The 23,778-nt window shown below is 56.5% G+C and carries 19 protein-coding genes and 2 pseudogenes; 13 read left to right on the top strand and 8 right to left on the bottom strand.

The genetic code is table 11. From position 1 onward, the window contains the following. Positions 1–5 precede the first annotated feature (5 nt). Together JFU48_RS11510 and JFU48_RS11505 are read right to left on the bottom strand one after the other, a co-directional pair. Positions 6–335, bottom strand: a complete 330-nt coding sequence (locus JFU48_RS11510; RefSeq protein ID WP_003228378.1) for a PA4575 family protein — start codon at positions 333–335, stop codon at positions 6–8. A 323-nt stretch (positions 336–658) separates the two neighbouring features. Further along, a complete protein-coding gene (locus JFU48_RS11505; RefSeq protein ID WP_003228380.1) occupies positions 659–3,097 on the bottom strand; it encodes a Lon protease family protein in 2,439 nt (812 codons plus the stop codon). Between the two features lie 300 nt (positions 3,098–3,397). Between JFU48_RS11505 and JFU48_RS11500 the strand changes: the two genes are divergently transcribed. The 4 genes from JFU48_RS11500 to JFU48_RS11485 all read left to right on the top strand — a co-directional run bounded on the left by JFU48_RS11500 (position 3,398) and on the right by JFU48_RS11485 (position 7,144). Further along, a complete protein-coding gene (locus JFU48_RS11500) occupies positions 3,398–3,886 on the top strand; it encodes a DUF3015 domain-containing protein (protein ID WP_003228382.1) in 489 nt (162 codons plus the stop codon). 265 nt (positions 3,887–4,151) lie between these two features. Then, positions 4,152–6,005, top strand: coding sequence for an Lnb N-terminal periplasmic domain-containing protein (locus tag JFU48_RS11495; protein ID WP_103485417.1), 1,854 nt, complete (start codon positions 4,152–4,154; stop codon positions 6,003–6,005). A gap of 217 nt (positions 6,006–6,222) precedes the next feature. Continuing rightward, positions 6,223–6,579 (top strand): hypothetical protein, encoded by a 357-nt coding sequence (locus JFU48_RS11490; RefSeq protein WP_007963787.1) that lies wholly within the window; start codon positions 6,223–6,225, stop codon positions 6,577–6,579. 70 nt (positions 6,580–6,649) lie between these two features. Then, the gene (locus JFU48_RS11485; protein WP_201136550.1) at positions 6,650–7,144 is read left to right on the top strand and encodes a GreA/GreB family elongation factor; all 495 of its coding nucleotides are present in this window, start codon (positions 6,650–6,652) and stop codon (positions 7,142–7,144) included. Here JFU48_RS11485 and gdhA read toward each other — a convergent pair. Together gdhA and ettA are read right to left on the bottom strand one after the other, a co-directional pair. Next, positions 7,141–8,478 (bottom strand): NADP-specific glutamate dehydrogenase, encoded by a 1,338-nt coding sequence (gene gdhA / locus JFU48_RS11480; protein ID WP_003228389.1) that lies wholly within the window; start codon positions 8,476–8,478, stop codon positions 7,141–7,143. The genes JFU48_RS11485 and gdhA overlap by 4 nt on opposite strands. A 351-nt stretch (positions 8,479–8,829) precedes the next feature. Continuing rightward, positions 8,830–10,521 (bottom strand): energy-dependent translational throttle protein EttA, encoded by a 1,692-nt coding sequence (gene ettA / locus JFU48_RS11475; RefSeq protein WP_201136549.1) that lies wholly within the window; start codon positions 10,519–10,521, stop codon positions 8,830–8,832. Between the two features lie 144 nt (positions 10,522–10,665). On the opposite strand from ettA, the gene JFU48_RS11470 reads away from it, so the two are divergent. From JFU48_RS11470 to JFU48_RS11450, 5 genes are all read left to right on the top strand, one after another. Beyond that, positions 10,666–11,931 carry a site-specific integrase gene (locus JFU48_RS11470; RefSeq protein ID WP_201136548.1) on the top strand — a complete coding sequence of 422 codons (1,266 nt, stop codon included), beginning with the start codon at positions 10,666–10,668 and terminating at the stop codon, positions 11,929–11,931. Next, positions 11,928–13,517, top strand: coding sequence for a site-specific integrase (locus JFU48_RS11465; RefSeq protein WP_201136547.1), 1,590 nt, complete (start codon positions 11,928–11,930; stop codon positions 13,515–13,517). Before JFU48_RS11470 ends, JFU48_RS11465 begins: the two co-directional genes overlap by 4 nt. Then, entirely contained in the window at positions 13,514–15,724 is a 2,211-nt protein-coding gene (locus JFU48_RS11460) for a hypothetical protein (RefSeq protein ID WP_201136546.1), read from the top strand. The genes JFU48_RS11465 and JFU48_RS11460 overlap by 4 nt, the downstream gene beginning before the upstream one ends. A gap of 2 nt (positions 15,725–15,726) precedes the next feature. Continuing rightward, positions 15,727–16,119, top strand: a complete 393-nt coding sequence (locus tag JFU48_RS11455) for a hypothetical protein (RefSeq protein ID WP_201136545.1) — start codon at positions 15,727–15,729, stop codon at positions 16,117–16,119. 165 nt (positions 16,120–16,284) lie between these two features. Next, complete coding sequence (locus tag JFU48_RS11450) at positions 16,285–16,584, top strand: chorismate mutase (protein ID WP_201136544.1); 300 nt, start codon at positions 16,285–16,287, stop codon at positions 16,582–16,584. A gap of 92 nt (positions 16,585–16,676) precedes the next feature. On the opposite strand, the pseudogene JFU48_RS11445 reads toward JFU48_RS11450, so the two are convergent. The 3 genes and pseudogenes from JFU48_RS11445 to JFU48_RS11435 all read right to left on the bottom strand — a co-directional run. Beyond that, positions 16,677–17,168, bottom strand: a pseudogene (locus JFU48_RS11445) (IS66 family transposase); the annotation flags it as partial. Positions 17,169–17,440: 272 nt separating this feature from the next. Further along, entirely contained in the window at positions 17,441–17,536 is a 96-nt protein-coding gene (locus JFU48_RS11440; RefSeq protein WP_342216040.1) for a DUF4113 domain-containing protein, read from the bottom strand. A gap of 91 nt (positions 17,537–17,627) precedes the next feature. Beyond that, positions 17,628–18,575: a LysR family transcriptional regulator gene (locus JFU48_RS11435; protein WP_201136543.1), complete on the bottom strand. Its 948-nt coding sequence runs from the start codon at positions 18,573–18,575 to the stop codon at positions 17,628–17,630. A 109-nt stretch (positions 18,576–18,684) separates the two neighbouring features. On the opposite strand from JFU48_RS11435, the gene JFU48_RS11430 reads away from it, so the two are divergent. The 4 genes and pseudogenes from JFU48_RS11430 to JFU48_RS11415 all read left to right on the top strand — a co-directional run. Next, a complete protein-coding gene (locus JFU48_RS11430; protein WP_201136542.1) occupies positions 18,685–19,926 on the top strand; it encodes a D-amino acid dehydrogenase in 1,242 nt (413 codons plus the stop codon). Between the two features lie 27 nt (positions 19,927–19,953). Next, the gene (locus JFU48_RS11425; RefSeq protein ID WP_201136541.1) at positions 19,954–20,304 is read left to right on the top strand and encodes a RidA family protein; all 351 of its coding nucleotides are present in this window, start codon (positions 19,954–19,956) and stop codon (positions 20,302–20,304) included. A 30-nt stretch (positions 20,305–20,334) separates the two neighbouring features. Beyond that, positions 20,335–21,237, top strand: a complete 903-nt coding sequence (locus JFU48_RS11420; protein WP_201136540.1) for a transporter substrate-binding domain-containing protein — start codon at positions 20,335–20,337, stop codon at positions 21,235–21,237. Between the two features lie 327 nt (positions 21,238–21,564). Beyond that, a pseudogene (locus JFU48_RS11415) lies at positions 21,565–22,002 on the top strand (Tn3 family transposase); the annotation flags it as partial. A 135-nt stretch (positions 22,003–22,137) separates the two neighbouring features. Here JFU48_RS11415 and JFU48_RS11410 read toward each other — a convergent pair. Further along, positions 22,138–23,778, bottom strand: coding sequence for a CapA family protein (locus JFU48_RS11410; RefSeq protein ID WP_201136539.1), 1,641 nt, complete (start codon positions 23,776–23,778; stop codon positions 22,138–22,140).

Raw genomic sequence — 23,778 nt, 5'->3', positions numbered from 1 at the left:
GGCGCCTAATGGTCGAACACGCCGACCGTACGCCCACGCCCACCGTTGATCTGGCGCAGCTGTGCTTGCAGGTGCAGGCTCCAGATCTGCGGATCGTCGGCCAGTTCGTAGCCGTGCATCGTCAGGCTTTCAACAATGGTGTCGAGAATCGACTCGGCGGCGACCGGCCCGTGAAACGGACCCTGGGCCTTGATGGCGGAAGGTTGTTCGCCGGCCATGCCGGCAGCGAAGAGCAGCGTCCACATGCCGGTATCACCGGCCAACGGCTTGATGACGCATTCGATGCGGGTCACAAGACCCAGGCATTGACGGGTGAGGCAGAGGTTGCGCGACATGGCGGCGACCCTCGGTAAAGCCTGTATTCAGCCTTCACGCGAAGGCTGTTTCGATCCAGTGATACTGTCGATGTCCTTGAGCTGAGAATAGAAGAAAAGTCCGCCAAGCAAGCCGGATAGAACCAGAAGGCGCCGAATGGTCATTGTGTGAATTCTGACGTCAGAGTAGTGGCACTTTTCCCGATGATCACCGCAAAATCCAATTTGAAAACAACTGTGGGAGGGGGCTTGCTCCCGAAGGCGGTGTATCAATCGACACATTAGTTGATTGATACACCGCCTTCGGGAGCAAGCCCCTCCCACAATGTTTACCAGGTCAGCGTTCAGGCTGGTTTGGCCTCTGCCAACGCCTCCTGCGCCAGTTCCTTCTCGGCCTCTTTCAGGTCATCTTCGCTGATCATCTCGGCAATCACCCGCAGACGCTCGACCACGCGGGCGTTGACGCTGCCCTCCGGGAACTGGCCTTCGGCGTCCGGCTCACCGGCCGGCTCGCCGACCAACAGGCTCAACGCCTCGTCGGCCTGACGCACCGCGTACACGTGGAACTGCCCGGCGCGCACCGCCGCCAGCACCTTCTCGTCGAGCATCAGCGTAGCGACGTTGGCCTGAGGAATGATCGCGCCCTGCTCGCCGGTCAGCCCGCGTGCCTCGCAGAGCCGGAAGAAGCCTTCGATCTTCTCGTTGACCCCGCCGACCGCCTGGACTTCGCCGAACTGGTTGATTGAACCGGTGATCGCAAAACACTGCTTGAGCGGAGTTTTCGACAACGCTGAAATCAGCGTGCAAGCCTCGCCCAGCGACGCGCTGTCGCCATCGACGTAACCGTAGGACTGCTCCAGCGCGATGCTTGCGGAAATCGCCAACGGGAATTCCTGGGCGTAACGACTGCCCAGATACCCGGTGAGGATCATCACGCCCTTGGAGTGAATCGGCTGGCCGAGATTGACCTCACGCTCGATGTCGACGATGCCGCTGCCGCCCGGATACACCGTGGCGGAAATCCGCGCTGGCACACCGAACGCCGAATCACCGACTTCCAGCACGGTCAGCCCGTTGCACTTGCCGACCGCCGCACCATCGGTGTCAATCAGGATGATCCCGGCGAGCATGTCGTCGAGAATCCGCGCCGAGACCCGACCGGTACGGGTTGCCTTGGCTTTCAGCGCACGTTCGATGTGCCCGGCGTCGGTCATTTCATCACCGGCCAGATGACGAATGAAATCCGCCTCGCTGACCAGTTGGAACAGATCGCCGATACGCGCCGACAACCGCCCCTGATGTTCGGCCAGCCGCGCGCTGTAGGTCGCCAGACGCGCGACCGCATCGGCAGTCAGCGGCGCCATGCCTTCTTCCGAGGTACGGGTTTTCAGCAACTGGGCGAATTGCTCCAGGCTTTCGTCGACCATCGGGATGTCTTCGTCGAAGTCCACCAGCACGCGGAACATCTCCTGGAAGTCCGGATCCAGATCCTGCAGCGTGTAATACAACTGGCGCGCACCGATGATCACCACTTTGACCTGCAACGGAATGTGCTGCGGATTGAGGGTCACAGTGGCGAAACGGCCCATCTCGCCCAGCGGCGATTCCATTTTCAACTTGCGCGATTGCAGGGCGCGTTTCAGCGCGTCCCACACGAACGGCTCGCTGAGCATTTTTTCTGCTTCAAGAATCAGGAAGCCGCCGTTGGCGCGATGCAATGCACCTGGGCGCAACTGACGATAAGTGGTGTAAAGCGCGCCCTGATCGGTGGTGTATTCGATACGGCCGAACAGGTTTTCGTAGGTCGGATGCGGCTCGAACACCACCGGCGCACCGCCACTGTGCGGATGGCCCACCACCAGGCTCGGCGCGTATTGCTCTTCCAGCAGCTTGCGCGCCACAGCGTCGGTCTTGCTGTCGTCGACCAATTGCTCGACCACGGTTTTCAACAGATACACCTGCATCGCTTGCAGGTAACCGCAGACCGCGGCGTTCTCCGCGTACTTCTCGGACAACGGCGAGAGCAAGGGCTGCAAGGCCAGGGTGATGGTTTCTTCATTGAGTTGACGCAGCTGATTGTTCGACTCGCGCTTCCATTGCGGCAGGCTCGCGAGTTCTTCGTTCAGGCGTTCTTCGAGGCCGGAAATGTCTTCGTGAAAGCGTTCGCGCTCGGCTTCCGGCAGTTGCGAAAACTCGGCCTCGTCCAGCGCCTTGCCTTCAAGCATCGGGGTGAACGCGATGTTGCTGCTGTCGCGATACAGGGCGACGTCTTTTTCCAGGGCCAGACGCTCGATGACGTCCAGCGCCTTGTCGTAGCGCTGGTTGAAGGCGCGGTCGATGGCGCTTTTCTTTTGCTGGTAGGACGGGTGTTCGAACACCGCCGGGAAAGTCGCCAGCAGGTTGTCGATCAGACCGTTGATGTCGCCGATGAATGCGCTGGCGGTGCCCGAAGGCAATTCCAGTGCGCGAGGTTCACGCGGCTCATCGAAATTGTTGACGTAGACCCAGTCCGCCGGGGTCTGCAGGCGTTTGCCTTCGGCCTTCAGGTAGCGTTTGACGAACGAGAAACGGCCGGTGCCGGGTTCGCCCATGACAAAGACGTTGTAACCGGGGCGTGGCATGGCCACACCGAACTGCAAGGCTTCGACCGCACGTTCCTGGCCAAGCACACCGCGAAAGGGCTCCAGATCATTGGTGGTAGTGAAGCTGAACTGTTCAGCGGAAAACGGACGGGTCAGCGCTTCGGGCGCTAGACGCAAGCTGGCAGCAACAGGATCAGGCATCGGGCTTCCTTAACAATCAGGCGGGGCAGATAGCGGCATTCTGGCGCTGCCCGTACCCCACTGGCAAGGCGCGCCACACGACAAAGCATAGACAAGCGCCCTGCTCCGCAGCCGGCCCCGTGAAACCGGGGACATCAACGAATAATCAGCAAAAAATCACGGAACCACAGGAACGTGCCTAAACTCCAAACTGCGCGGCTGGAACAATAACCGGCCCACTGGCTTCAAAAGAGTCTGTCTAGACAGCGCTTGGGGGGCCAGAACCCTGTCCATTGGTATGCACACAAAGAGAACAAAGCTATGAAACGGATTCTTCTCGGTACTCTCTTCACCGTTGTTTCCCTCAACGCCATGGCTCAGGCGCCAGGCGGTCCGGATTGCGGTTGGGGCAACATGCTGTTCGAAGGTCAGCGTGGCACCCCGGCACACTTCCTGGCATCCACCACCAACGGCACCTCCGGTAACGCAACGTTCGGTATGACTTCCGGCACCAACGGTTGCTCGACCAACGCGTCGCTGACCTACGGCGGTAAATCCTGGTTCGCCATGAATGGCATGATGAACGAGCTGTCCGAAGACATGGCCAAGGGCAACGGCGAAGCGCTGACGACCTACGCCGTGGTACTGGGCGTGGCGCCGGAAGACCGTGCGCACTTCGCGGCTGTCACTCACGAGCACTTCCAGCAGATCTTCAGCAAAGCTGACGTGACCGCAGAAGACGTGCATACCAACACTCTGGCCGTACTGAAAAACGACCCTCGTCTGGCCAAGTACGCGACTCAAGCTTAAGCTCGACCCCACCCGCTTCTTTCGGGAAGCGGGTTTTGTTTTGAATGCAATCACTCGAATGTGACGCTGAACCTGTAGTGAGGGGGTTTATCCCCGATCGGCTGCGAAGCAGTCGTGAAACCTGTGCATGCGGTGTATCCGATGCATTTGGGATATAGGTTCTGGGGCCGCTTCGCAGCCCATCGGGGATAAATCCCCTCGCCACAAGTTGGAGTGATCGCAGCCCGAATCGGGTTTTATTTTCTTTCGACTTAAGTTGCCACCTATGCTCAAACGCCTTGCCTGGCTGGCGCTCTGTGTCTGCGCCCCGCTGTCCGCCGCGCCTCACGTCGACCCTCAACGTTTGCAGCAACTGGCCAACGACCGCTTCTGGATTTCCCTCGGTCACTACGAAACCGCCAAGCTCGGCGGCTGGCGCAGCTATGTCAGCGACAAGAAGTTCTTTCTCGCGCCCGATGGCAACGAACACCCCGACCATGAACTGGCCGCTACCGTGCAAGCGCTATACGCCCCGGCCAGTCTCGGCGAGCAACATGCCCAATGCGTCTACCCGGCGCGTACGCGCTGGCTGAAAGCACAGCTCAATCTGACCGACCTGCCCGCCCCCGATTGCGCCGAATTCAAGAAGTGGTTCAAGGACGTCTCGCCGCACAGCGCGGTGATGATTTTTCCAGCGGCCTACCTCAACAGTCCGTCGTCGATGTTCGGCCATACCCTGTTGCGCATCGACCAGGCCGACGTGCAGGCCGACAAGACGTCGCTGCTGAGTTACGCAATCAACTTCGGCGCCTACATCGAAGGCTCGGACAACAGCATCCTCTACGCCTGGAAAGGCTTGATGGGTGGCTACCCGGGGCTGTTCGCGCTGGTGCCGTATCAGGAAAAACTCTCCGAGTACCGCAGCCTGGAAAACCGCGACCTGTGGGAATACCGGCTGAACCTGACACAAGAAGAAACCGCACGCATGGTCGAGCACGTGTGGGAGCTGAAACAGATCCAGTTCGACTATTTCTTCTTCGACGAAAACTGCTCCTATCGCCTGCTCGAACTGCTGCAGGTGGCGCGCCCAAGCCTGCGCCTGACCGAGCAATTCCCGCTGACCGCGATCCCTACCGACACGGTCAAAGCGGTGAAAGAGGCCGGGCTGGTGGAAAGTATCGAATATCGCCCGTCACGCGAGCGTGAACTGCTCAGCCGCGCCGAGCCGTTGAACAAGGAAGAACAGCAATGGGTGCTGAAGGTCAGCGCCGATCAACAGGTGTTGCAGGACCCGACGTTCAAGGCCCTGCCCCGGGATCGCCAGGCGCTGATCATCGACGCCGCGTACCGTCTGGAACGCTACCGCGCCAACGGTCAGGAACGTGATCCGCAACGGGCGCAGCGCAGCTTCGAACTGCTGCGGGCGATCAACAAGAACCCGCCGCCGGACTTGCAGATTCCACAACCGGGCCTGCCCGAAGACGGCCATGAATCGCGCACCTGGCAGGCCGGCATCGGCACCCGGGGCGATCGTGCCTTCGGCGAGTACGGCTTGCGCATGGCCTATCACGATCTCAACGACAACGCCGAAAGCTTCCCCCTCGGCGCGCAGATCGAAATCCTGCAGATGAAGCTGCGTCAATACGAAGGTAATCAATGGCAGTTCCAGCAACTGGATCTCGCAACCATCCGCTCGCTGACCCCGCGCAATGAGTTGCTGCAGCCACTGTCGTGGCAAGTCACCGGCGGCCTCGAGCGCGTACCCGGCAAGCATGATGACGAAAACCTGGTCAGCCACGTCAACGGCGGCGGTGGTGGCACCTGGCAACTGGGCGAAGACACGCTCGGCTTTGCCCTCGGTACGGTGCGGATCGAACACAACAATGACTTCGCCGGGTTCGTCACGCCGGCCGCTGGCTTCAACAGCGGCGTGCTGTGGAAAAACCCGTTGGGCAATCTGAGCGTCGAGGCCAAGGGCGATTACTTCACCAACGGCGAGGTACGCCGCAGCCTGAGCCTGAACCAGCAGTGGGAACTGTCGCGCAACCTCGGTTTGCGCCTGACGGCACAGCGTGAGTTCAGCCACGTTGCCACACCGGAGACCGAAGTCATGCTTGAGGTGAAGTGGTATCACTACTGACTGAAGCCCCACAAATCCCCCCTGTGGGAGCGAGCCTGCTCGCGAAAGCGGTGGGTCATTCAGCATCATTGTTGAATGCCAGATTGCATTCGCGAGCAGGCTCGCTCCCACATTGGTTATTGGGGGGTAATGGATTTTTCACTCGTCTTCGACATCCGTCTCATGAATACGCTTCTAGACTTTCCCAATCAGCCGAAAATCGGCGTGGGAGACTTCGATGTGGCGGTGTGCGGGGCTGTTGGGTGTTTTGCTGTTGCTCGGGGGTTGCCAGACCACCCACGAAGATTTGATCGCCAAAGGTTATCCACCGGCCTTCGCCGACGGTTTTGACGATGGCTGCGTCAGTGGCCGGCAAGCCGCCGGCTCGATCAGTGGCGAGTTTCGCAAGAACGTGCCGCGCTATCTCAAGGACAAGCAATACGCCGAAGGCTGGACCGACGGCTTTCGCCAATGTCAGGCGATGCTGGAAAACAAGGATCGCGAAGAGTATCGCAACGAGCACTGGGACGAACGCGAGCGCGCCTGGCAGCAGCAGAAAGATCAGGACGCCGGGCGGGCTTATCGCTCGCAATAGGTCGTTTCCAGACATCCAGTGAAACCAAATGCCAGCGACCATGGCCCAACTCCTATAACAGGAGGACACCATGAGCCGCGCTTTCGTCAACGAGGACAACGCCGCCGCGCAAGCCGATCAACCCGTCGAACGGCAGGTCAGTACGCAGCCCAACTACGTCACACCGCAGGGATTGGCACAGTTACAGGCCAAAGTCGCCGAGCTGCAAAGCCTGCACGCCGAGCAATCGGCCCAAGGCGAACAGGCCGACAAGCAACGGCTGGCCGATCTGGAACGGGATCTGCGCTACTTCAATCAACGCCTCGCCAGCGCACAGGTCGCCGCCCCTGCGACCTCCACCGACAAGGTGCAGATCGGCAGCTGGGTGACCTACGCCGACGAACACAACACCGAAAGTCGGGTGCAATTGGTCGGCGAAGATCAGGCCGACGCCAGTCAGGGCTTGATCAACTGGGCCTCGCCGTTGGGCCGGGCATTGCTCGGTGCCCGGCTCAATGACGAAGTGCTGTGGCAGCGCCCCGCCGGCGATCAGGTGATTGAAGTGATTCGCATCGAACCGGCTTAAACCACACCCTGCGCGAGCATCGCATCCGCGACTTTGACGAAGCCGGCGATGTTCGCGCCTTTGACGTAGTTGATCCGTCCGTTCTCTTCGCCGTAATGCACGCAGGCGTGGTGGATCGACTGCATGATCGCGTGCAGCTTGCTGTCCACCTCACCCGCCGTCCACAGCAGGCGCATGGCGTTCTGCGACATCTCCAGCCCGCTGACCGCCACGCCGCCAGCGTTCGACGCCTTGCCCGGGGCGAACAGAATGCCGGCCTCGATGAAGATATCCACAGCCTCCAGGGTGGTCGGCATGTTCGCGCCCTCGGCCACACACACGCAGCCGTTGCGCAGCAGCGTACGCGCAGCCTCGGCATCGAGCTCGTTCTGCGTGGCACACGGCAGCGCGATGTCGCACGGCAGCGACCACGGCAACTGCCCGGCGCGGAACTCCAGACCGAACGCCGTGGCCAGTTCGCTGATGCGTCCGCGTTTGACGTTTTTCAGTTCCAGCAGTGCCTGCCACTGTTCTTCGCTCAGTCCCGATTCGCAGTACAGCGTGCCTTCGGAGTCGGACAGCGAAATCACCTTGCCGCCGAGGTCCATGACCTTGCGCGCCGCGTACTGGGCGACGTTGCCGGAACCGGAGATCGCCACACGCTTGCCTTCGACAGTCTGCCCGCGGCGCTTGAGCATTTCCTCGGCGAAGTACACACAACCGAAACCGGTGGCTTCCGGGCGAATCAGGCTGCCGCCGTAGGTCATGCCTTTGCCGGTCAACACGCTGGTGAACTGGTTGCTCAAGCGTTTGTACTGGCCGAACAGGAAACCGATCTCCCGCGCCCCGACACCGATGTCACCGGCCGGTACGTCAACGTCGGCGCCGATGTGGCGGTACAACTCGCTCATGAACGCCTGGCAGAAGCGCATGACTTCGGCGTCGCTCTTGCCCTTCGGATCGAAGTCCGAACCACCCTTGCCGCCGCCCATGGGCAATGAGGTCAGGGAGTTCTTGAAGGTCTGTTCGAAGGCGAGAAACTTCAGCACGCCCAGGTTCACCGAAGGATGGAAGCGCAAGCCGCCCTTGTACGGGCCGATGGCGCTGTTCATCTGGATGCGGAAACCGCGATTGACCTGAACCTTGCCCTGATCGTCGACCCACGACACGCGGAACACCACCGCCCGCTCCGGCTCGCAGATGCGCTCCAAAATGCCTGAGGTCAGGTAACGCGGATTGGCTTCGAGAAACGGCCACAGACTGCGCAGGACTTCTTCGACAGCCTGGTGGAATTCGGGTTGATCCGGGTCGCGTTTTTTCAGTCGGGCAAGGAAGGATTCGACGGATTCGATCATGGGAAAAGTCTCGGCAAATTTATTGTCGTTGGAAGCGATTGAGCCGGACTGTAACAAACGATTTGCGCACAGCAACAGCGCAAAATGTCGCAGTTATGAAATTAAATGGTGCACAAGATATAAATCAGGTGGTTTTTTGGGCTGGTTTTGCACCGGAATGAGGAGTACACACGAAGGTCCTGCACCGTTAATTACACCGCCTTCGCGAGCAAGCCCGCTCCCACAGGGGGAATGCATTTCAAATGTGGGAGCGGGCTTGCTCGCGAAGGCCGCGACTCGGTCTCATTGAAAAAAACCCAAAAAAAAACGGAGCCCGAAGGCTCCGCTCTTTTTCATGCAACCAGCCTGATATCAGGCCAGTTTCTTGTGGCGTACCCGATGTGGCTGGGCAGCCGCTTCGCCGAGGCGCTTTTTGCGGTCGGCTTCGTACTCGGTGTAGTTACCTTCGAAGAACACTGCTTGCGAGTCGTCTTCGTACGCCAGGATGTGCGTCGCGACGCGGTCCAGGAACCAGCGATCGTGAGAGATCACAATGGCGGCGCCCGGGAAGTCCAGCAGGGCTTCTTCCAGCGAACGCAGGGTTTCAACGTCGAGGTCGTTGGACGGTTCGTCGAGCAGCAGGACGTTGCCGCCCTCCTTCAGGGTCAGCGCCAGGTGCAGACGCCCGCGCTCACCACCGGACAGGTCCTTGACGAACTTCTGCTGGTCGCCGCCCTTAAAGTTGAAGCGACCGACGTAAGTACGCGACGGAATCTCGTAGTTGCCGATGCGGATCTGATCGGAACCGTCGGAGATCTGCTGGAACACGGTCTTGCTGCCGTCGAGGTCTTCGCGGCTCTGATCCACGCAGGCCAGTTGCACGGTTTCGCCGACTTCGATGGTGCCGGAATCCGGAGTTTCCTTGCCCATCAGCATGCGGAACAGGGTCGACTTACCGGCACCGTTACCACCGATCACGCCGACAATGGCGCCCTTCGGCATGGAGAACGACAGGTTGTCGATCAGCACGCGATCGCCGTAGCCCTTGGTGACGTTCTTGAATTCGATGACCTTGTCGCCCAGACGCGGACCGGCCGGGATGTAGATCTCGTTGGTTTCCGAACGCTTCTGGAATTCCTGCGACTGCATTTCTTCGAAGCGTTGCAGACGAGCCTTGGATTTCGACTGGCGGGCCTTGGCGCCTTTGCGCACCCACTCCAGTTCTTCCTTCATGGCTTTTTCGTGAGCCGACTGCTGCTTGGATTCGGCCGCCAGACGATCGGACTTGGCTTCGAGCCAACCCGAGTAGTTGCCTTCGTACGGAATGCCCGCGCCGCGGTCGAGTTCCAGAATCCAGCCAGCGACGTTGTCGAGGAAGTACCGGTCGTGCGTGATCGCGACCACGGTGCCCGGGAAGTCGTGCAGGAAGTGCTCCAGCCACGCCACCGAATCAGCGTCCAAGTGGTTGGTCGGTTCGTCGAGCAGCAGCATGTCCGGGGCGGACAGCAGCAGACGGCACAGGGCCACACGACGTTTTTCACCACCGGACAGGTGTTCGACCTTGGCGTCCCAGGCTGGCAGACGCAGGGCGTCGGCCGCGACTTCCAGTTGACGCTCCAGGTTGTGACCATCGCTGGCCTGCAGGATCGCTTCGAGCTTGGCCTGTTCGGCAGCCAGCTTGTCAAAGTCGGCATCCGGGTCGGCGTAAGCGGCGTAGACCTCGTCCAGACGCGCTTGCGCGTCCTTGATCACGCTGACCGCTTCCTCGACCACTTCACGCACAGTCTTGGTCGGATCAAGTTGTGGCTCTTGCGGCAGATAACCGATGTTCAGGTCCGGCATCGGACGGGCTTCGCCCTCGAACTCGGTGTCGACGCCGGCCATGATTTTCAGCAGCGTGGACTTACCCGAACCGTTGAGGCCGAGCACGCCGATCTTGGCGCCGGGGAAGAACGACAGCGAAATGTTTTTCAGGATTTCCCGCTTCGGCGGAACAACTTTGCCCAGCCGATGCATGGTGAAGACGTAAGAGCCTGTTTGTCCGTGCTTGTCGCCTTTTGCCATTTTTAAGAACACCTATAAGTCAGATAATGTGGGGCTTTGCAGTGCTTTTCGGCACGCGATCCAGAATGAAAAAAGTCACGTTTCAATCTGAGCTAAATTCGATTCGTTACTATACTTGAAAAAGTTAAGTTTCGGAGGCGGATCATGGGCCATCGGATAGTCGAGATAAGAGTCAATGGCGCGAGAAGAAAGCTGTTGGCGCAAGAGCACATGCCCGTCTACTACCCAAATCTTTATGTGACGTTAGAGCAGTCGGGCCGTGCTTTAAATACGCAGCAAAAGTATTTGGAGCACATAGGGGTGGTTGAGGACTATCTGAAGCATGAGTCGATTAACCTGATCGCTCGCCTGGAGGAACGACCGACGTCCCGTTACTTAACTGACACCGAGATCTCACGTTTTGTCGCGGACGCGGCGTTGTGCAAATCCACTCTGGACAAAAAGTATAGGGGGCTACATCTGCCTCCTGCAGCCTACAAAACAGTAGGTAAAATTCATGCGCAGCAGCGACTTGAAACCGTGCGCGACTACCTCAAATTTCTGTACGACAAGCTAGGCGACGAGGCGACGCGAGATGCAGCTCTTGATGAAGTCGAGCGGCGTATCAATCGCAAGATAAAGGCTGCCAAGCCCTCATGGAAGAAAGTCAGAAATGATGACATGAAAGGGCTGACCAGTCAGGAGCGAAATCGCTTATTGGAGATTATGCATCCTGAGAGTGCCGAAAACCCTTTTGCAAATGAATCATTGAAGCTGCGCAATTACATCATTTTGCTCCTGGGTCTTGATATGGGACTGCGCCGATCAGAAATGCTGCTTATCAAGATCGGCGATATTCGGTGGCACAGTCGGGAACTCTCTGTCGTGAATATTGAGAGTGAGAAAATCGACCCGCGCACCTTGGCTCCGCAATTCAAAACCCACGAGCGCGTGCTGGAAATGGGTGACGACCTAATCTTCGCACTCAAGACATATATCGACATCTACCGTGTCTGCAAAAAGGGGCCGTCTGAAGCAAAGAATCATCCATTTCTGCTGGTGTCGCATCGACGCAACGATGGCAGCCCGCTGAGCGTTAAAGCCCTTGATTGCATCCTGCCTCGGGTTGTCAAGGCCACACCCGAGCTATCACATGTTCACCCGCATGTGCTGCGCCACGATGCAGTATTCACGCTCCTCGATAGCATGCGAGAGGACCTGGATATGCTCACCCCTGAAGATCGCACTACAAAGGCTCAAAAAATCCTCACTTACGCTTTTGGATGGAGTCCTGAATCCAACATGCCGAGCCTGTATGGAGCGAAATTCTGGAAGGAAGAAGCCAATAAGGCGATAAAAACACGCTCGGATAAATTCAAGGCTATCCGAGTGAGTGTTGAAGCTGAAGTCCGCAGAGGGTACGCAGAGTGAACCTCACAGTTGCAGCACTGGAAGTACCCACGACGGACTCTATCGAAGCATGGTTGAATACACCTCGCCTTGCAAAATGTGGCACGCTTTTCACGCCTTCCGAACCTATGTGGTGGCCTGACAGGTCATCCCGCAGTGCGATCAATTGGCAAGCCGCAATCCGTTGCGTTCCACTCGATTGGCACCGGTGGTTGCATGCTGCCTTGGCCTATCGAATGGCCGAGGTTTCACAGGGAACCATTGGTCTAATAGCTTCAATTCTGTCGAGAGCTGCGCAAGCGGGGCTAGACCCTCTCGCTGATGAGCACCTGATCGATTTGCGCGAGCGTTTTAACATGGGAGAGTTTTCTGCGCTGGCCGGATTCATGGGATTTTGGCAAGCGTGCGAATCACTTGAACAACGACCGTCGAAAGCCTTGATTGAAGCTTATAACTCACTACCTAGAAAGAAGCGGCCGCAAAACGATGTCATCTTGCGCTTAGACCCAGAACAGGGACCATTCACGCAAGTGGAGCAGGACGCCCTGCATCAGTGGGCACATGAACAATTCTGTCACGGCAACTTAGATGCTGAGCGCTATCTCTACTTGCGCCTGGCGATGATCTACGGACAACGTGGTTCGCAACTGCGCATGATGGTCTTTGATGACTTTTTAAAAACCAAGCGAGGCTACGTTTTACGAATATTCTGGGCAAAGCAGAAAAACGATGACGCAGGATGGAGAGTAGCGTACGAAACCTTCAACTTAGATGAAGATCTTTACAACACAGTGCAGGCCTACAAATCGATTGTTCTAGCTCAACTTGAGCGAGAATATCCTCATCGCGCCAACTGGCCTAAAGCGATTGGGCACGTCCCACTCTTTCGCCGCAAACTAGATCATCAGAGAAGGGAGAATAAATTAGTTCCTGTCTTAGTTGATTTACCGGACCTAGAAGCATTGGAGCAGAGCCCGCAGGCGAAATTTCATATTTCCGGCGGGATGATAAGAGTTTGGTTGTTACAAATGGAGGGTATGGCTGGATTCCCCATATCCTTGCGTACTCATCAGCCTCTGAAAATCTCTAAAGGCCATCGCTTCAGGCATACGCTTGGTACAGACCTCTCCAACGCGGGGCTAGATGAGTGGTCAATTGCGAGCGCGCTGATGCATTCAGGTACACGCACCGTCCGTAAATACAGAGCGGTTTCAGCTGAGTTAATGAGCCGAATTGACGAGAAGATGAGTGATCATCTCGCGCTGGTTGTGGGAGCGTTTACAGGCTTGATCGTGACTGATCGTGCTTCTGCCAAAAACGGAGGTCGTGTGGACCGTCAGATTGAGGATCTGGCTGTCTGCGGTGCTGATCAAACCTGCTATCTAGATGCTCCCTTTACTTGTTACGGGTGCAGCAAATTTCAGCCGCTTTTAGAAGCTGACCACAGTGCCGCACTTGAACGGCTTGAACGCCGCCGCGCGCAAACCATTAGCAATGATAAAATCACGGGCGTGCTATGGGATCGTGCAATTCTGGCATGCCGCATGGTAATTCTTGATTGCAAAACGCTGCGAGAATCACGTACGGCGCGCGGAGGCGATGCATGATTCAGATAACCGACTTTAAGCCCCTTAGCAACGTCAAAGCCACCGCGCAGTTGGATGCCTTTATCGCTTGGGCGCAATCCACTTTGCCCAAGGGTGTCCCTAATCAACGGGTTCTTGCGGGGATTCGATGGGATATGAACTCATGGCACAATTTGGGCATTAACAGCTGCGCCTTCACTGCACATGGGTCACCGAGAAACTCAAATGCAAAAAGCAGAAAATTCATGCAGGTACCATTCATGAATTTCGCCAAGGCACTGATCGTGCACCACAGCGTATTTCGAGCAAAAAAATCGGCCAAAGACATCCTCTCCGGCGCGAGGATCCTTGAAGTAGCACTATTCGATGTGACTGGTACGAGCGATCCGACAAGAGTTTCGGCCGCTATCTGTAACATAGCTTGTGAACACCTAAAGGCCGAATATCCTGATGGGGATAGTGCGTATAGACGGAGTAAATTCCTCGAACAGATAGTCGTGCTGATGAGGAATAAAGGATTACTCGCAAAGCCATTTCGATGGACTTCGCCGCTGCGATACAAAAACTCGGGAACACTAAAAGAACAGCAAAAAATCAATCAAAAAAGACTGCCGAGCCGTGAGTCCATTCGAGCCCTGGGCGAGTTATTTAATAACGAATTGACCAGTCCACTAGACCTTGTAACGCTCTCAGCGTGCGTCCTTTTACTCAGTCAGCCCAGTCGCGTCGGTGAGTTAGCTGACGTTGAGCGTGACTGCATTGTATTCAAACACGATGCTCAGGGCGGTGATCGCATGTTCCTGAGATGGTATGCCGAGAAAGGTTTTGGTGCGACGACTAAGCCCGTTGTGATGGGCATGGAGTCATCAGTGGAACGTATGATTGAGCTACTGACGCCAATTACCGAAGAGGCTCGTAGCTACGCAGCATGGCTAGAAGATCACCCCGACGAATTCCCCCCGCATGACGGTATGCCCTCGAAAGGTCCAGATGATCCACTGTCGTATGAGGAAGCCTGTGCAGCGCTCAAAACCAAGGTTTATGGGGAACAACAAGCTCGAAGGTTTTTTGTAACTAAATGGATCGACTCGCTAGCGAAACGTACCGCATTAAGTCCTGACGCCCTAACGGTACTGGAAGAAATTCGGCATGGATGGGATACCAGCACCGGACAGCGTATTTATGTGAACGGAAAACTGAATTCCTATCAGTTTAACGATAAAACGGTAATCACCTTACGAAAGCTCAATGTCCTTGTGCGCGAAAAATACCTGCCTAAGTACTTTCCCTACACCACTTCTTCCGAAAACGGAAAAAAACGCGTTAAGTATCGCGATGCATTATTCACGGTGCGTACGGGCACTCTTCCTGATGAAACAAAGAATAATTTTGCAATGCAACGTGATTTTGGCGTTGAGATAGCTGTCGGCCATACGCGAATGACTGCACAACTAGGAGGCGCTTCGCATTCACAAAGTATCTTCCAGCGCCACGGTTACGGAGACCTTAGGGTGAACACACACGCCTTTCGTCACGAACTGAATACGGAAATGCATCGGGCAGGTCTTTCACAACTGCTGATTGATGCTTTTTCAGGACGCACGACCCGAGGATCGGTCTACAACCATGTAACTCTTGAAGAGCGTCGCCAAGCGGTTGCGGCCGTTCACCCTAAAACCAAGCAGAGTAATGCGGCGAAGTGCTTGGACAAGATCAGTACGAATGAACCTTTGAATCTCAGTGAGATTCTTGATCTTGGTGATGGTGATCAAGATCGAATTATTCATAAAACTCACCTCGGTCTTTGTGTCCACTCATTTGAAAGTGAACCTTGCCCCAAAATGGGTGCCTGTTTGACTTGCGGAAGCCTGGGCTGTGTGAAGGGTGACAATGTAAAGCTGACCAATCTGAAGGAAGAGAGGAGCTACCTTAAGCAGCGCTTTGAAAAAGCGGTGGCTGCCGAAGCTAGCAACACCTTCGGTGCATCTGACTGGAGAAAGAAAACAGCGCTTGATCTGCTCAAATGCGATGCACTGATCAACGTCTTAGAGAGTCCGGAGCTCCAATACGGCGACATTGTGTGGAATGTTGATAACGGCTGGAATTTGACCAAAAATGCTGCCGCGATGGCGGGACTTATAGAAGCAAAAACAATTGTAGCGTCGAAACAAGACACGCCTCCCTCTTTGGGCGAACTGGCCGCGATGCTAAACGTGATTGAGGGATAGATGTGGGACATTTAACCAAGAAAGACCAAGTGCAGATCGTCAAGCTCATTGAAGAATGGTCTGAACCAAAATTGACCTGGCCTCTTCTGGTAGAGGCGTGCAAAACCAAACTAAATATCAATAGAGCTCGCCAGTCGCTGATGAAACTGCCAGAAATAGGCATAGCAATGAAAGATCGCAAGGCAGCGCTCAAGTTACCAACTGAGAAGCAAGGCTGGGTTAAAGACATCCACCGAGCGAATGAACGCATCGAAAAGCTGACAGAAGCTAATCAGCGTCTAAAGTTTATTAACCAGCAACTTCTTGCGCGCTTCCTCACTTGGCAGGCCAATGCAGATATGCGTGGCATAACCCAGGCGATGCTGGATCGACCGCTGGTTCAGTTCAGTAGGTAGCCTGAAAGAGCCCACCATGTTGCGCGCTGACTGACGGTGAAGGAACCAACGGCGAAAGCCGGATCCGAGATTGATCGGTTCCTGCGGTGGACTTATAAAGTGCTCCTCTTTAATATCCTATGAGAAAAACTGACGCATTAATGTTACCTAAAAGGAGATATTTATATGGAAGTACATTGCTCATCAATCGAAAAAGTTCGTCAGCAAATAGACCGCATCGACCGCGATGTGGTTGCACTCCTCGCCAAGCGCGGCAACTTCGTCATCCAGGCGGCGGCTTTCAAGAAAACCACTGATGATGTGCGCGCTCCAGCGCGGGTTGAAGAGGTCATCAGCAAAGTGCGCGGAATTGCAAACGACTCCGGTGCCTCACCTGATGTCGTGGAGCGGGTATACAGAGCCATGATCTCCGCATTCACTGACGAAGAGTTGAAAACTCACTCAGCCCTGAAAGATAAATCTTAAAGTCGTCAGCTTTCATAATCACCGAGGCTCAACGAGGCCGGAATTTCGTAAGCGCTCCATGAACCCCACATTTTAAAGGTGGGGATCTACGGCTATCTTGGAATTTTCGGCGTGCAGTTCCACGGCAGCAAGGCCTCGAAGTCTTCTACGCTCGTGGCTTGCGACAGACGTTCCAGTGCGTGGCGCAGCCATGCATAGGGCTCTTGGCCGTTGGCTTTAGCCGTCTCGACCAAACTGTAAAGTTGAGCGCTCGCCATCGCGCCTTTGGGCGTGTCGCTGAACAGGCAATTCTTGCGCCCGATCACGAAGGGCCGGATCGCACGCTCGGCCGCATTGTTGTCAATCGGCAAGTAACCGGCTTCGGTGTAGCGCACCAACTTGATCAAGTTGCTGGCCAGGTAGCTGATGGCTTTGCCCAGTGCATTCTGCGCCGTCACTTGTGGCCGGGTTTTCTCCAGCCTTGTGTGTAACTGCGCCAACACCGGCAGGATGTTTTGCTGTCGGCTTTCGTGGCGATGCTCATCGCCGACTTCTTTTAAATCGCGCTCGATACCGTACAGCTTGTTGATCAGATTCAGGGCGATTCAGACGTCTGGTCGAAGAAATGCTGATTCAGGTAGCTGAGGTTCGATAGCAGCTAGGTAGAACCATCACCATGCATACGCGATTGGATTGGGGGAAGTAGTCACTTGGTCGCTATGAGAGACCAGTGTCATTTTATGTTGTGATAGAAAGACCTAATATTCAAGCACTTAGCAAAATGTTGTCATGATAAATTCGTATGTGACTTCAGTTCAGCAGCGTTTAGCCTAGGTAATTCGGGGTAGCAGGTGTCAATATTTTTTGCTGTTTACAGCTAACGGCAGTGCATTTGCCAAAGTAGATCGAGTTTGGTGGTGTAGCTCTGACTTTTTAGGTCGCGTCGCATAGCCCATTCTGGGGGCGCGCGTATTCGCAGGCGTGCGGTCGGATGTGAACGGGCTTTGGCTTCGTCTGCTCTAGTTAGCCATTCCCGAACGGCTCAGCTGAGATCTCGCAAAATTTTATTTACCTCTACGAGGTTCGTCGTCGGTCAGAGGCAGAATCGGAAGCAGACGATCCAACTGTTCCTGCGCCCGGCGGCTGAACATCCGCAGCAGGTCATTCAACGTGTGGGGCAGCGGTTCGGTGGCGCGGGTCACCGCGTATAGGGTGATGGGCAACGGTGGTGTCAGGGGGCGAATGCTCGTTGTGGCAGGGGACGCACCGAGCGCAGTGAACGGATCGATCACCGCTAGTCCAGCACCAGATTCCACCATCATCCTAGCCAGTGAATAAGTCTGCACGGTGATGCGCACCTTGGGCGGTGGATCGACCGCTTCGAGGTAGCTGTCGAGTCGGGCGGCCAGCGGGTCGGCGCTAGACAAACCAATCAGGGGCGAATCGGCCAGGTCCATCAGCGGCAGCGGTTGGCCGATTTCTTCAACCAGCCAATGCCCCTTCGGAGCCAACGCCACTAGCACTCCCGAAGCCAACGTCTGAGCGTTCAATCCAGGATGATCCGGCTGCTGCAGGGTCAGGGCAACATCCACTTCGCGCATCAGCAGTTTCTGCACCAGCTCGCGGCTGTGGCCGCTGGACAGCTCACAGGCAATGTCGGGGTAAAGCCCGGCCCACTCGTGAATCGCAGGCGGCAGCAATGACAGGGCCAGCGCCGGAGTGGCGCCGATCCGCAGGCTGTGGCTCGGTTCGCGACGTAGACTTTGGGCCAGGCGGCGCACCCCTTGCAGGCTTTCGCTGACCTTGTCGACTTCGCGTTCCAGCGCCAGTGCTTCAGGCGTCGCCTGCAACTTGCCCCGTACGCGCAAAAACAACGGGAATCCCAGTTGCTGCTCAGCATGCTGCAGCACCTTGGTCACTGCCGGCTGCGAGACGTGAAGCAACTGCGCGGCCGCGCTGATCGAACCGGTCTGGCGGATAGCCTGGAAAATCTCAATATGACGAAAGCGCATTGCAAGCCCATAACCTTTGCTTATAGGTCTGACATCTTTATTCATTGTTCGTCCCCTGTCACCTGGCTCTAACCTTGGCCTAGTTTTCACTGCGGTTTTAAGGACGGACATGGCTCAGCGTGTATGCATCATCGGTGGCGGCGTGATTGGCCTGACAACAGCTTATGCTTTGGTGCGTGACGGCTTCGAGGTAACCTTGATCGAGGCCCGGGACTCAGTGGGTCGCGAAACTAGTTTCGCCAACGGCGGCCAGCTTTCCTATCGTTACGTCGCACCACTGGCGGATGCCGGCGTACCAGTGCAGGCGATCGGCTGGATTTTGCGCGGCGATTCACCGTTAAAGCTGCGCCCGAGGCTGGACCTGGCACAGTGGCGCTGGATGGCGGCATTTCTCGGCGCCTGCCGCCGCTCGGTCAACCGCGAGAACGCCGCGCACTTGTTGCGCCTGAGTTTGTTCAGCCAGGAAACGCTACAGACCTGGCGCGAGGACGACGGGCTGGAGGCCTTTCAATGGCGCCGCAACGGCAAATTGGTGACGTTCCGCCAAGGCAGTAGCTTTAAGCGCGCGCGACTTGGTTTGACCGATTCCAGGCATCAGCACGTGTTGGCAGCCGCCGAATGTAAAAGGTTGGAACCGGCGATGGCGGATGTACCCTTTGTCGGCGGTATTTATACCCCAGACGAAGAAGTCGGCGATTGCCACGCGTTCTGTCAGCAACTGGCTGCGCGGCTGAAGGCATCCGGCAACTGTGAGTTCCGCCTGGGGCAAACGGTGACCGGGATTCGCCAAGCCAATAGCAATGTCAGTGCCATCGAGTTAGGCGAAAACGTGCTGGTAGTCGATCAACTTGTGATTGCCGCAGGCCATCGCAGCCCGTTGCTAGCGTTGCCTGGCCTGCAACTTCCGCTTTATCCACTCAAAGGCTATAGCCTGACCGTGCCGATTGGCCCTGCCCATTCCGCACCGGACGTGAGTATCACCGATTACGACCGCAAGATTGTCTACGCCCGCATTGGTGAACAGTTACGGGTGGCAGCGATGGTCGACATCGTTGGCTTCGACTCCGCCGTGGACCCCAAACGCCTGGCGCTGATCAAGCGCCAGGCCCGTGAAACCTTACCCGACGCTGGCAATTACCAGGCTGCCGTGGCATGGGCCGGAATGCGGCCGGCCACTCCCACTGGCGTGCCGTTGCTGGGTGCTACGGCATACCGCAACCTTTGGCTGAACGTCGGCCATGGCGCGCTCGGTTTTACCCTGGCCTGCGGCAGCGGGCGCTTGCTCAGCGAACTGATCGGCCAGCGGCAGGCTTCTATCGACCTGCACGGTTTCAATCACCGGACCGCCTGAATTCTGCTCGTAGGAGAAAACCCTGCAATGACCCTTACCCGATTTCACAGCAACCCGCGCCTGTCTGGCGCCGTGATCTATGGTGATCTGGTGTTTCTTTCCGGCCAGGTGCCGGGCCACTCCACTAACGTTGAGGGCCAGACCCGAGAAGTGCTCGCGAAAATCGACGCCTTGCTGGCCGAGACTGGGAGCGACAAGGACCATCTGCTCAGCGCGACCATCTATTTGAAAAACATCACCGAGGATTTCGCCGCGATGAACGAGGTGTGGTCGGCCTGGCTATCGCCGGGGCAGGCGCCGAGTCGTACCACGGTGCAGGCTGAACTGGCCCGCCCGCAGCTACTCGTGGAAATTACAGTCATCGCCGCACGTTCATGAAATGACCAACACCCACAACGGAGAATAACAATGCAAAAAATCACGTTGCTCGGCTGCTCCCTAGGGCTGTTGCTTGGGGGCCTGGCCCAGGCTGACGAAACACCGTTGACCGGCACCCTGAGCAAAATCGCCAATACCAAGACCATCACCCTGGGCTATCGCGATGCATCGGTGCCGTTTTCCTACGTGGGTGATCAAACCGGCAAACCCATGGGCTATTCGGTGGATTTGGCGGGAAAGATCGTCGACCGTATCCAGCAGCAACTGGCGTTATCGGATCTCAGGGTCCGGTACAACCTGGTGACTTCGCAAACGCGCATTCCGCTGGTGCAGAACGGCACCGTGGATCTGGAATGCGGCTCCACAGCCGTGACCGCTGAGCGGCAGAAACAGGTGGCGTTCTCATACGGTTTCATTTACGTCAAAGGGCAGTTGCTGACCGCCAGGGACAGCGGGATCAAGAGTTTCTCCGACCTGGGCGGTAAGAACGTAGTGACCACTGCCGGCACCACCAACGAACGCTTTCTGAAAAGCTACAACGCCGATCATAAGTTCGGTATGTTCGTGATCAGCGCCAAGGACCACGGCGAAGCTTTCCAGATGCTGCAATCGGGTCGCGCCGTGGCGTTCTACATGGACGATGCGTTGCTGTATGGCGAACGGGCAAAGGCTCGCGACCCGCATAAATGGGTCGTAGTCGGGGAGGAGCAATCGCGGGAAATCTACAGCTGCATGGTGCGTAAGGACGATCCGCAGTTCCTGGCCCTGGTCAACGGTGCGTTGGGCGACCTGTTCAGCTCTGGGAAAATCAACGGTATTTACCAGCGCTGGTTTGAACAGCCGATCCCGCCGAAAGGGTTGAACCTTGAGTTCCCGATGACCAGCGAACTCAAGGCGATCATTGCCAAGCCGGTGAGTGATCCGGTGCAGTAGTTCCTCTGCATTCGTCGTCGGACCGTGTCACGGTCATTTACGAATCGGGGTGAAAACCGTTTTGCCAGGTCAATAACTGGGGTGACATCTGCACGCAGCATTTGCCCCCAAGACCTACCTGAGAGCCGAGTCGCGCTACTCGCTGGAGCTGACCATGAGGCAGTGAATGACCTAAGAGCTCTACTGGACACGGCGGAAGCCCCCCATCTGCCGATGCACTACGCTGACCGAAACCCTATCAATGAGGAAGTACTATGTCTTCTCGGTTCGACCCAGAAAGCCTGTAGTTGTAGCGGCGCGCGTTTGAAACACGTGGGCTCGCACTCAAATGACCTTGCCACCGCCCTGCGGGAGCTGGGCCGGATCGAGCGCACGTTGTTTATCCTGGACTGGCTGCAAAGCGTCGAGCTGCGCCGTCGTGTGCATGCTGGCCTGAACAAGGGCGAAGCGCGCAATGCCCTGGCCAGGGCGGTGTTTTTCAACCGCCTCGGTGAAATCAGGGATCGGAGCTTCGAGCAGCAGCGCTACCGAGCCAGCGGCCTGAACCTGATGACCGCCGCCATTGTGCTGTGGAACACGGTTTACCTGGAGCGAGCCACCCAAGGGTTGGCTGACGCCGGAAAGCCGGTGAACACCGACCTGTTTCAATACCTATCACCGTTGGGCTGGGAGCACGTCAACCTGACCGGCGATTACGTCTGGCGGCAGAGCCGCAAGCTGGAAGATGGGAAGTTCAGGCCGCTACGACAGGTCGGAAAACCATAGCGTATGCTTTTTTTCCGAATTCTGTAGGCCCCCCTCTATAGGGCCACCGTAAACTGGTGCAATCGTTTGTGTGCGAAACACACCGACTGACGTCCTCAACCAGTAAGGCGGAGGACGGCTCGAAGCTTTCTAATGTCACTTCGGCATGCTTGAAATCGGCGACAGAATGTCTTTCCACACTTTGTCATGTAAGTGTGGAAGTTGACGCTTCTCCAAGTCAGTCAGGCCATACCTATCCGGGCTCTCCAGAACATCGAAAAACTTGACGATACGGCAGTTGAAGCCACCATCATCACGTTGCTCGTTCACAATGTAGATAGGCAACGCCTCAAGGCCAAACAGCCGGACAGATCCGCGTAGCTTCCCGATGTTGAATTTTATGGCGTAGGCCAGTTTTGAGTTGCGGCTGTCCGGATGGTAGCTAACGAAGTCGCCGAATGCGTAAATGACCAACGCATCCTGCTGGCCTGGGCGTGGAATGAGTTCTGCAGGCTGACTGACGTGCGCGTGATTGCCAAGGATGGTGTCTACGCCGCATTCAATCACCTTGCGCGCGGCTTCAACGATGTTGACGTGAGGGTACATTTCGAACTCCCATCCCCAGTGGCAGTAGGCAATGATCCACTCCGCGCCTTTGGCTTTCGCCGCCGCAATCTGCTTCTTTATCAATGAATAATCGGGTGGTGGCTCGACATCGTTGAATCGCACCTCATTGGCGAGGTAAGGCTTGTCGGGCGGTACCTTGTACCCATTGAGATCAAAGGTGTAGGACAGCAGGGCGACCTTGATGCCGTCCTTCTCGACAACCACCACATCATCCTGCTCGGCCTGGCTCGCGGCAGTGCCTGAGTGATAGGCGCCCGATTTCTTGAGAACCTCGAGTGTGGCGAGCACGCCTTGTTCGCCCCAGTCCATCGCGTGGTTGGTCGCGGTGCTGAAGTAATTGATTTTCGCCTCGTCGCGAAACTTCTGGAACATCGCCTCAGAGGTATTCATTTGAGCCGGTTGACCCTGTCTCTGAGTTCGCCCCACGGGCCTGTTCTTGTCGACGGTTGACTCCAGGTTGGCGCTAACGATGTCAGCGGTGCTATAGAAGTCAGTGATCTCGTCGAACAGGTGTGGCGTGTTTTGTGGTGTCAGGACGTCGACCGCTAGTAAATCTCCCGCACACGAGACAGAGATGACGGCCTCAGGGACGGGATATTCGAGGTCTGACGAAGATTCGCTCTGTATGTAGAAATCAAGAAACTGCGACGCGAAGAACGCTTCCAGTCCCGTACCTTTTTCGGCTACTTCGAGCTGATTGAACCAGTAACGGTAGAGCCACTTGAGCTTTTGGAAGCTACTCCCTGAGATGTCATACATGCCGGTCTCTGGCTGAGGGTAATGGAACTCTTCATAGAAAAGGTAACTCAGCAGGAGAACCGCGAGCTTGGCCTGGAGGCGTTTATCTACAAATTCACCAAGAGTAGGCAGCTTTATCGCAATCTCAAGCTCAAGAAGAATTCTATCGAAAGCAAAAGCGCCCTCCAACGTGGCGGGCTCGTCCAGCATAGACTGAAGCGTCGCGCAGATGTTGTGCGGGCCCACCTGTGCAATCTGACCGAACAGCGCCCTAGCGTATTCAGCCTCCTTGGGACTGATCGTCTCGGGCATTTTCAATTCGCCCCTCGCCACACGTTGCAGTGTGGTCGCGACCTCATCCCTATGGTCATCAAGATGCTGCTCAAGCTTGTGCAGAATTTCTCTTAAACTTTCAATCAGATATCTATCCAT

Source organism: Pseudomonas sp. TH49 (genome assembly GCF_016650625.1).
GTDB classification, from domain to species: domain Bacteria; phylum Pseudomonadota; class Gammaproteobacteria; order Pseudomonadales; family Pseudomonadaceae; genus Aquipseudomonas; species Aquipseudomonas fluorescens_H.
This window is presented reverse-complemented; position numbering and strand designations above follow the sequence as displayed.